General features: G+C 55.2%; 4 protein-coding genes. 1 reads left to right on the top strand and 3 read right to left on the bottom strand.

Annotated features, from left to right (window positions below):
- Nucleotides 1-668: 668 nt before the first annotated feature.
- Together sucD and sucC are read right to left on the bottom strand one after the other, a co-directional pair.
- Complete coding sequence (sucD, locus tag IE099_RS05650) at nt 669-1,577, bottom strand: succinate--CoA ligase subunit alpha (protein ID WP_189568140.1); 909 nt, start codon at nt 1,575-1,577, stop codon at nt 669-671.
- 44 nt (nt 1,578-1,621) lie between these two features.
- Nucleotides 1,622-2,809 (bottom strand): ADP-forming succinate--CoA ligase subunit beta, encoded by a 1,188-nt coding sequence (gene sucC, locus IE099_RS05645; RefSeq protein ID WP_189568138.1) that lies wholly within the window; start codon nt 2,807-2,809, stop codon nt 1,622-1,624.
- 147 nt (nt 2,810-2,956) lie between these two features.
- Between sucC and IE099_RS05640 the strand changes: the two genes are divergently transcribed.
- On the top strand, nt 2,957-3,610 hold the full coding sequence (locus IE099_RS05640) for a C39 family peptidase (protein WP_189568136.1): 654 nt from the start codon (nt 2,957-2,959) through the stop codon (nt 3,608-3,610).
- Between the two features lie 39 nt (nt 3,611-3,649).
- On the opposite strand, the gene IE099_RS05635 is transcribed toward IE099_RS05640, so the two are convergent.
- On the bottom strand, nt 3,650-7,741 hold the full coding sequence (locus IE099_RS05635) for a WD40 repeat domain-containing protein (protein ID WP_189568134.1): 4,092 nt from the start codon (nt 7,739-7,741) through the stop codon (nt 3,650-3,652).
- Nucleotides 7,742-7,847: the final 106 nt, after the last annotated feature.

Here is a 7,847-nt window from a genome sequence, read left to right as displayed (position 1 = left end):
TTTGGAAACTGACGTTGACGGCCGATCTGCGATTCTCAGAAAAAACACCCTAAAAGTACAGTTTGTTTTGCGTCTTTTTCGGCAACTTCATCTGGAAAACGGTCTAACGAGTCACCGACACGTATTCCAAGAAATCCCACATCGCTCAAGCTACCGAAAACCGGCTTAATGCAGTGCCATTCGGGTCAGTCCACGCATCCGAACAGTTTTAGATATTCTTAGATTCTTCGGCTCCCGTAACCAAGGTTTTGGGAGTGGTGACGGACGACGGTGACTTTGAATTGGGGCGGCTCGGTGCAGCACAAGAGGAGGTCAGGAAAGTGGGTAAGTTGTCTTGGTTTGGTGTGTGGACGGCTTGCCTCCGCTTTCGTCTTTCGCGTCTTGGAATAGGGTGGGGGCTAGCCCGCCTGACGAACTTTCCACTTAGCCTTGTCTCGGTTTTAGGATGTTTCAGTAGTGCTGAAGAATTTCTTAGATTTGAGGGGGTCATGGGGAGGGAAGGTCTTTTGACCAGCTCCTAAATATTTGAGGCCTTGAGGTTGTGTTGACGAATCGGTGGGGCGGGCTGAAGACCCGCGCTCCGGTCCTTGTGAGAGGTTGCTTTGGAAGAAAAAAAACGGCGGACTCTTTCGAGGCCGCCGTTTTGGGTGTAAAAGGTTGTTTGGTGCTTACTTGCCCCAGGCTTCCATGAGCGAGCGGCCCATGTCGGCGGGGGTTTCGGCGACGACGAGTCCGCACTCGGCGAGGATACGCTTCTTGGCTTGCGCGGTGTCGTCTTCGCCACCAACGATGGCTCCGGCGTGACCCATGCGGCGTCCGGGAGGCGCGGTCGCTCCGGCGATGAAGGCGGCTACGGGCTTTTTGCAGTTGTCCTTGATCCAACGTCCGGCTTCGACCTCGGCGTCGCCGCCGATTTCGCCAATCAAGATGATGGCTTCGGTCTCTTCGTCGTCGTTAAACATCTTGACGATGTCGAGGTGGGAAGTGCCGTTGATGGGGTCGCCACCGATGCCGACGCAGGTGCTCTGTCCTTCGCCAACCTGGCTGACCTGCCAGACGGCTTCGTAGGTGAGAGTTCCGGAGCGGGAGACGATGCCCACTTTACCGCGCTTGTGAATGTGTCCGGGGGCGATGCCGATGCGGCAACCACCGTGGGAACCTTCGCCGTGACCGGGAGTGACCAGGCCGGGGCAGTTGGGTCCGATGAGGCGGGTCTTGCAGCCCTCGGCCATGATGGACTTGACCTTCATCATGTCCATGACGGGGATGCCTTCGGTGATGGCGACGGCGAGCTCGAGCTCGGCATCGACGGCCTCCAGAATCGCGTCTGCCGCGAAGGGTGGGGGAACGAAGATGGCGCTGGCGGTGGCTCCGGTCTCCTTGGCGGCCTCGGCCACAGTGTCGAAGATGGGCACTTTGGCTCCGTTGTGTTCAAAGAATTGTCCGCCCTTACCAGGAGTGACGCCCGCGACGAGCTGGGTGCCGTAGTCGAGGCTGAGTCCCGCGTGACGGCCTCCGAAGCCGCCCGTGATTCCCTGCACCAGGACCTTTGTGTTTTCGTCTACTAGAATAGCCATTACTTTAAGAAATTAGAGATTTGGAAATTGAGTGATTAGGTTTGTTAGGCGGCTTGGGTGGCGGCGACGACTTTCTTGGCGGCGTCGAGGATGTCGTCGCCGGTGATGAGGTTGAGCCCGCTTTCCTGCAGGGTCTTCTTGCCCGCTTCCACGTTGTTGCCTTCGAGGCGCACGACGAGGGGGATGTTGAGGCCGACTTCCTTGGAAGCCGCAACCACGCCTTCGGCGATGACGTTGCAGTCCATGATGCCACCGAAGATGTTGATCAGGATGGCTTCCACGTTCGGGTCGCCGGTGATGATCTTGAAGGCTGCTGCCACCTGCTCCTTGGTCGCGCCACCTCCTACGTCGAGGAAGTTGGCCGGGTCACCGCCCGCGTGCTTGATGATGTCCATGGTGGCCATGGCGAGACCGGCACCGTTGACGAGACAAGCGATGTTGCCATCGAGGCCGATGTAGTTGAGGTCGTATTCGCCGGCCGCCACTTCGCGGGGGTCTTCCTCATCCTTGTCACGGTAGGCCATGATGTCGGGGTGGCGGTAGAGGGCGTTGTCGTCGAAGCCGAACTTGGCATCGAGGGCGAGGATGCGTCCGTCGGTGGTCTCCACCAGCGGGTTGATCTCGACCATCGCGCAATCGCTTTCGATGAAGAGCTTGTAGAGATTGGTGAGGAGCTTGGCGAATTGCTTGCCGGCGTCCTTGCTGAGGCCGAGGCCTTTGATGAGCTTGCGCACCTCGTAGCCTTGCAGGCCGGCGAGGGGGTGGATGAACTGCTTGAGGATTTTCTCGGGGCGGTTCTCAGCCACTTCCTCGATGTCCATGCCGCCTTCCACTGAAGCCACGATGACGGGGCGGGAAGTGGCGCGGTCCATGAGGATGGAGAGGTAGTATTCGTGCACGATGTCGACGGACTCGGCGACCATGACCTTGCGGACGAGCTTGCCTTCCTCACCGGTTTGCTTGGTGACGAGGGTTTCGCCAATCATCTGACCAGCGATTTCGCCGATTTTCACCGGATCGCTGTCGAGGTGGACGCCTCCCTGGAAGCCGTTTTTGAAGGTTCCCTTGCCGCGACCGCCGGCGTGAACCTGCGCTTTGACGACGTAGTTGCCTCCCCCGATTTCCTCGGCGACGGCCTGGGCTTCAGCCGCGCTTCCGGCTACTTTTCCATTTGGGCTCGGCACGCCGAACTTTTCGAACAACTCTTTCGCTTGGTATTCGTGAATATTCATTTCTCTCGCGGACGCGGGAGGCTAACCTGTGAGCGCCTAGGCGCAACCTCGAAAAGGTTCGGAAAATGGGGTATTTGTCGGATCTGAGAAGTCTCCTTCATCCTCGCGATGAATTCTGGGCAAAATGCTGCCGCTTTGCGGAACTCAATGATGAACAAACAACTGGGATATCTCGGGATCAGTGGCCTGGCGGTGGCGGCCGGGGCGGTCGCCGTGCTGCTAGTGATGATGAAAAAGACGCAACCCTTGAAAATCGATGAAGCGCTGTCCCCCACGGGAGTTCCGGCGCGCGAAGGACAGTCCAGCGCTCCCGCCATCCGCATTGCGGCTCCGGTCTTCTTGCAAAAGGATCCGAGTTGGGGCGTCAAACCGTTGGGGCCGAGTGGCGACAGCATCGCGAGTCACGGCTGCACCTTGTGCTCGATGGCGATGGCTCTCGGGTCGCAGGGCTTTGCGATTGCACCCGACGAGTTGAATGACCGGCTGGAGGAGAATGGCGGCTTCACGGAGTCGAGCCTGCTCATCTGGGGAGCGATCGAAAGGGTCACCGGCGGGAAGTTCACGGTCGAAATTCACAACGGGCCTTCCCACGACCTCATCGACCGCGAGCTCGCGCAAGGCAATCCGGTCATCGCGAAAGTCCTCTACGACAATCGCATCTACCACTGGGTGCTCGTGACCGGCAAAGATTCCTCCGGCTACCTCATCGCCGACCCCCTTGGCAACGGCGATGCCCACCAGCCCATGACCAACTACCCCAGCGGGATTTACGCGGTGCGGTTCCTGCGGGCGAAGGGGTAGGTTTTTCCAAGGAAGAGGGGGCCGCCTGAAGTGGTCGGGTTACGGCTCAATGGAAACACTCACCCGGAAGAAGCGCGCGGTCTCGCCCTCAAGCAAAGGGGCGTAAGGAAGGCTCAAGACCTCATAGTTGCCTTCCTCGACCAAAACCGTTGGCGGGGTGTCGTCATCTTCCCACGTGACCAAATCATGGCTGAACTGGGGAGTGTAGGTGAGGCCGGCGGTGAGGTGGTCCTTGCGCCGGACAAAAAGCGCCGCGATTTCGCCGGGTTCAACGACTGCGATTGGTGAACCCGTGCTGTTGAGCGAACCACCACCGGACAAGGTGCCGGCATATTCCAAACCTGTCACACCGCTTCCGCTGAGGGTCGGGTCGGTGCCGAAGGCGAACTCCAGGAGGTTCGCGATGCCGTCGCCGTCGAAGTCAGCGAGGTCGGCCTGGCTGGAGTCGCCAGTGGGATTGCCAAAGAATTCAGAACGCCAGTCTTCCAAGAGGCTTTGTAGGGTGAGGCGCTCGCTATAGAGTTCGAAGACCTCATCCACGTCTCCGTCAGCAATATAGACAGCTCGTCGTGAATCGGGGCTGATATCGAACTCTCCAACATTTCCACCCTCCGGCAGGCTGGGATTGAGCTTCAGCTGCGCATCGCTCCCGTCAATGGCTCTACTGTAAAGTTCAAAGACCTCATCGGTATCTCCGTCCGCCCTCCAAACGACTCGGCTGGAATCCGAGCTGACCAAAAACCGATATAAAACGTTCCCGCCTGCAGGCAGGGTATCGTTGAGCTTTACCTGTGGGCCACTTCCATCAATGGCTCGACTATAGACCTCCTCAACACCATCGAGGTCGCCATCTGCCAACCACACAACTCGGCTAGAATCGGGGCTGATCTGAACGCTTAAATATCGTTGATTAACATTACCCCCAGCGGGGAGAGTCTCGTTGAGCTTCACCTGAGCGCTGCTGCCGTCGATGGGGCGGCTGTAAAGTTCAAAGACCCCATCGGAATCACCATCTGCGCGCCAAACGACCCACTGTGAATCAGGACTTACCTGAAAGAAGGTGATGCTTCTGTTAGAGGGGAGCGGGTTGTTGATTTTGGTCTGAATACTGTCGTCGCCGACCGGTCGAGTATAGAGTTCGACTACCCCTTCCACGTCTCCGACAGCTCTCCAGAGGATGTGGTTGGAATCTGGCGTCGTTGCAAAGTTTATCACTCCTCCGCCAGCGGGAAGAGCATTATTGACTTTTGTTTGGAGGCTACTTCGGTCCAGCGCACGCTGGTATAGCTCAAACATCCCATCGGTTTCTGCGTCTGCAGTCCAGAGAACCAAGCTAGAATCCGCGCTGATTGCGTGTGCCACCACGTCTCCATTGGGAGGTAGGGGCTCATTGAGTTTTACTGTGCCATATCCATCAATCGCCCATCTGTAGAGCTCAAATTTTTCATGGACGTCTTTATCTGCTATTGCCACCACCCAGTTGGAATCTGAGCTAATTTGAGGAATCCCCTTCACCTCCCGACTGGTTCCTTGCCAACTGGTGATTCGGTTCGGAAATCGGCTGTCGGCTACCTTTGCGCTGTATACTTGATTGTCCAAGGAGCCCGCAACCATCCATGTAGAATCAGGGCTAAACTGGAATACCGAATCGCGGCTAAACCGGATATAATCTCTTCCGTAACGATGTCCCATCTGGCTGGAGTTTCCATCGATCGCTTGGCTGAACAAAATTTGCTCGCCATAGTTGTTGACCCGTTGAGTCCAATATACCCGGCTGGAATCCGGGGTAATATTGATGGACCCTGAGGCCACCTGTCGGCTATAGGGCAGATTAATTTTGATTTGAGCATTGCTGCCGTCAAGAGCCCGACCGTAGAGATCTGCGAAACCTTCCTGATTCCCATCAGCAACCCACACCACCCGCTGTGAATTCGGGCTGATTTTGAATGCAGAGACATCACCGGTGAGGGCTAGAATATCATTGTTCAGGTTGAATTCTTCACCGCTGCCATCAATCGTTCTGGTAAAGAGCTTGAAGGCCCCGTCGATTTCTGAATAAGCGTTCCACACGACTCTGCTCGAATCCGGACTAATTTTGAAAGATGAAACATAATCGGTAGGATGAAGTGAGTTGTTGAGTTTGACTTCTACTCCGCTGCCGTCGATCGGCCGAGCGTAGAGCTCTCTTACTCCATCGATATCTCCATCCCCGTTCCATACCACTTGATTGGAGTCAGGGCTGATTTGAAATACCGACACATCTCCCGACGGAGTCAAAGAGTCATTGAGTTTGGCTTCCAACCCGCTGCCGTCAATTGCTCGACTGTAGAGTTCGTAGACTCCATCCTCATCGCCATCCGCGCGCCATACCACTCGGCTCGAGTCTGGACTAATTGAGAAGTAAGCAATTTGCCCATTGGCTGGAAGGTCAGAGTTAATCCGAACTTGGAGGCCGCTTTCGTCAATCTGACTGCTGTAGAGCCCCGCCTGTTGCCCGCCGTGTATACTCCACACCACACGGCTAGAGTCAGGACTGCAGGAAAAGGCCCACCATGTATCTCCGTCAATGGGGACCGTGTCACTGATTAGGACCGAAGCGCTACTGCCGTCAACCGCCCGAGAATAGAGTTTGAATGTTCCGCCTTTGTTGCTGACCCAAATCACCCAGCTGGAATCTCCACTAATTAAAAATCTTTCGTAGACATCACTACGGACTTCTTGTTCTTGGGTGAGCTTTGCCTGGTCTCCACTGCCGTCAATGTTCCTGCTATAAATTTCACTTGGGTATTTCGTAGGTCCAAGATCTCCTTTCGCTCGCCAAACGACCCGACTCGAATCTGGAGTGATGGAATAAAGAGCTGTAACCTCACCATAGTCGGGAAGAAGATCATTCAGGACTGTGGCAACACCCGTGCCGTCGATTGATTGACTATACAAATTTGTTTGGGTTGAACCGCCATTCATTCGCCACACCACTCGGCTCGAGTCGGGGCTGATCTGGAAGTCATATACATCTTGGGAGAGAGAGCCATCGATAGTTTTCACCTCTCCGCTGCCGTCAATCGCTCTACTATAGAGATCCAATTTGCCTTGCGTTGTAGCGTCGGAACGCCAAACAACCCTGTTTGAGTCGGAGCTGATATGAAAGTCTTCTATCTCTGCTCCATTGGGTGGAGCCTCATAGAGCAGTGTTGCAGATTCGCTCCCGTCAATTGGTCTGCTATAAAGCTGATAAGAACGGAACGCATATCCGTTTCCAGAATAACCTCGCAGTCCAACTGTCCAAACGACATGACTCGAATCTGGACTAATAGACAACGGCCCAACGATGTAGGGGCTATCGACAGAGCCGGCAGGCAAAGTGTCATTGAGCTTCAGGGTGGAATCGCTGCCATCCAATGCTCGGCAATAGAGTTCGGTAACTTCGTTCTCTCCTACTGCGGTCCAAACTACACGGCTTGAATCAGGACTAATTTGGAAAATCGAAACGCTCGGAGCGTGGGCCAAGGAATCATTGAGTTTGATGAATGCTTCTTCCTTAATGCTTCCGGGCAAGGCATGGGCCGCTTGGTTCAGTCTCGGCAGGCGCCGCTCGCTGGGTGCAAGCTGCCCGAACATCAGTCCCTCATTGATGTTCGTGCTATCTGGCATTCCCAAAACATGTCCCTGCTCGTGCAGAATGACTGTTAATAGATCGATGCCGCCCCAAGCTGGGCCTTGCTGCCGTGCCACTTGGTTGTATTGTCTCTCTAAAGATAGAAATTCGGAGTTTTCATCTGGAGTCAAGTCGATGAACCAATGGGAGCCTGCGGCATTGTCGTCAATCGTGACGATTGTGTCTTTGGCCGAACCCAAGTTTTCTCCGCCCAAATCTGAAATGCGGTAGGAAATTTCATCGAGGGCGGCGATTTGCTCTTCATTCAGTCCGCTCTTCTTCCAAAGGCCTTTGGCGATTTCGCCGATCGCTTTTAAGTTTTGCTGGGATAAGTCAGCAACGTTCTTAGACCGCTGGCTCTCCATGGATGTAGGAGTGACTTTGTTGAGCGTTGTCGGGTTAAGTTTCGAAATCGTCGGAGCGGAGGACAGGGTCGCCAGCGCGGTGAGGGAGAATAACGAGAGCGTAAGGTTCATGCTGAAACTGAAAGTATTGTCTCTATGTAGATGTTAGTAACCATCCTTAAGATACAAAAAGTGACGATTCGGAGCTTTTCTGTGGGCCTAGTGTTCAGAATTGGAG

The organism is Roseibacillus persicicus, from assembly GCF_014651675.1.
Lineage (GTDB): Bacteria > Verrucomicrobiota > Verrucomicrobiia > Verrucomicrobiales > Akkermansiaceae > Roseibacillus > Roseibacillus persicicus.
This window is presented reverse-complemented; position numbering and strand designations above follow the sequence as displayed.

What these genes read in the sequence shown, in the direction of transcription:
- sucD (WP_189568140.1), bottom strand. Translation starts at nt 1,577, where the DNA reads ATGGCTATTCTAGTAGACGAAAACACAAAGGTCCTGGTGCAGGGAATC.
- sucC (WP_189568138.1), bottom strand. Translation starts at nt 2,809, where the DNA reads ATGAATATTCACGAATACCAAGCGAAAGAGTTGTTCGAAAAGTTCGGC.
- IE099_RS05640 (WP_189568136.1), top strand. Translation starts at nt 2,957, where the DNA reads ATGATGAACAAACAACTGGGATATCTCGGGATCAGTGGCCTGGCGGTG.
- IE099_RS05635 (WP_189568134.1), bottom strand. Translation starts at nt 7,741, where the DNA reads ATGAACCTTACGCTCTCGTTATTCTCCCTCACCGCGCTGGCGACCCTG.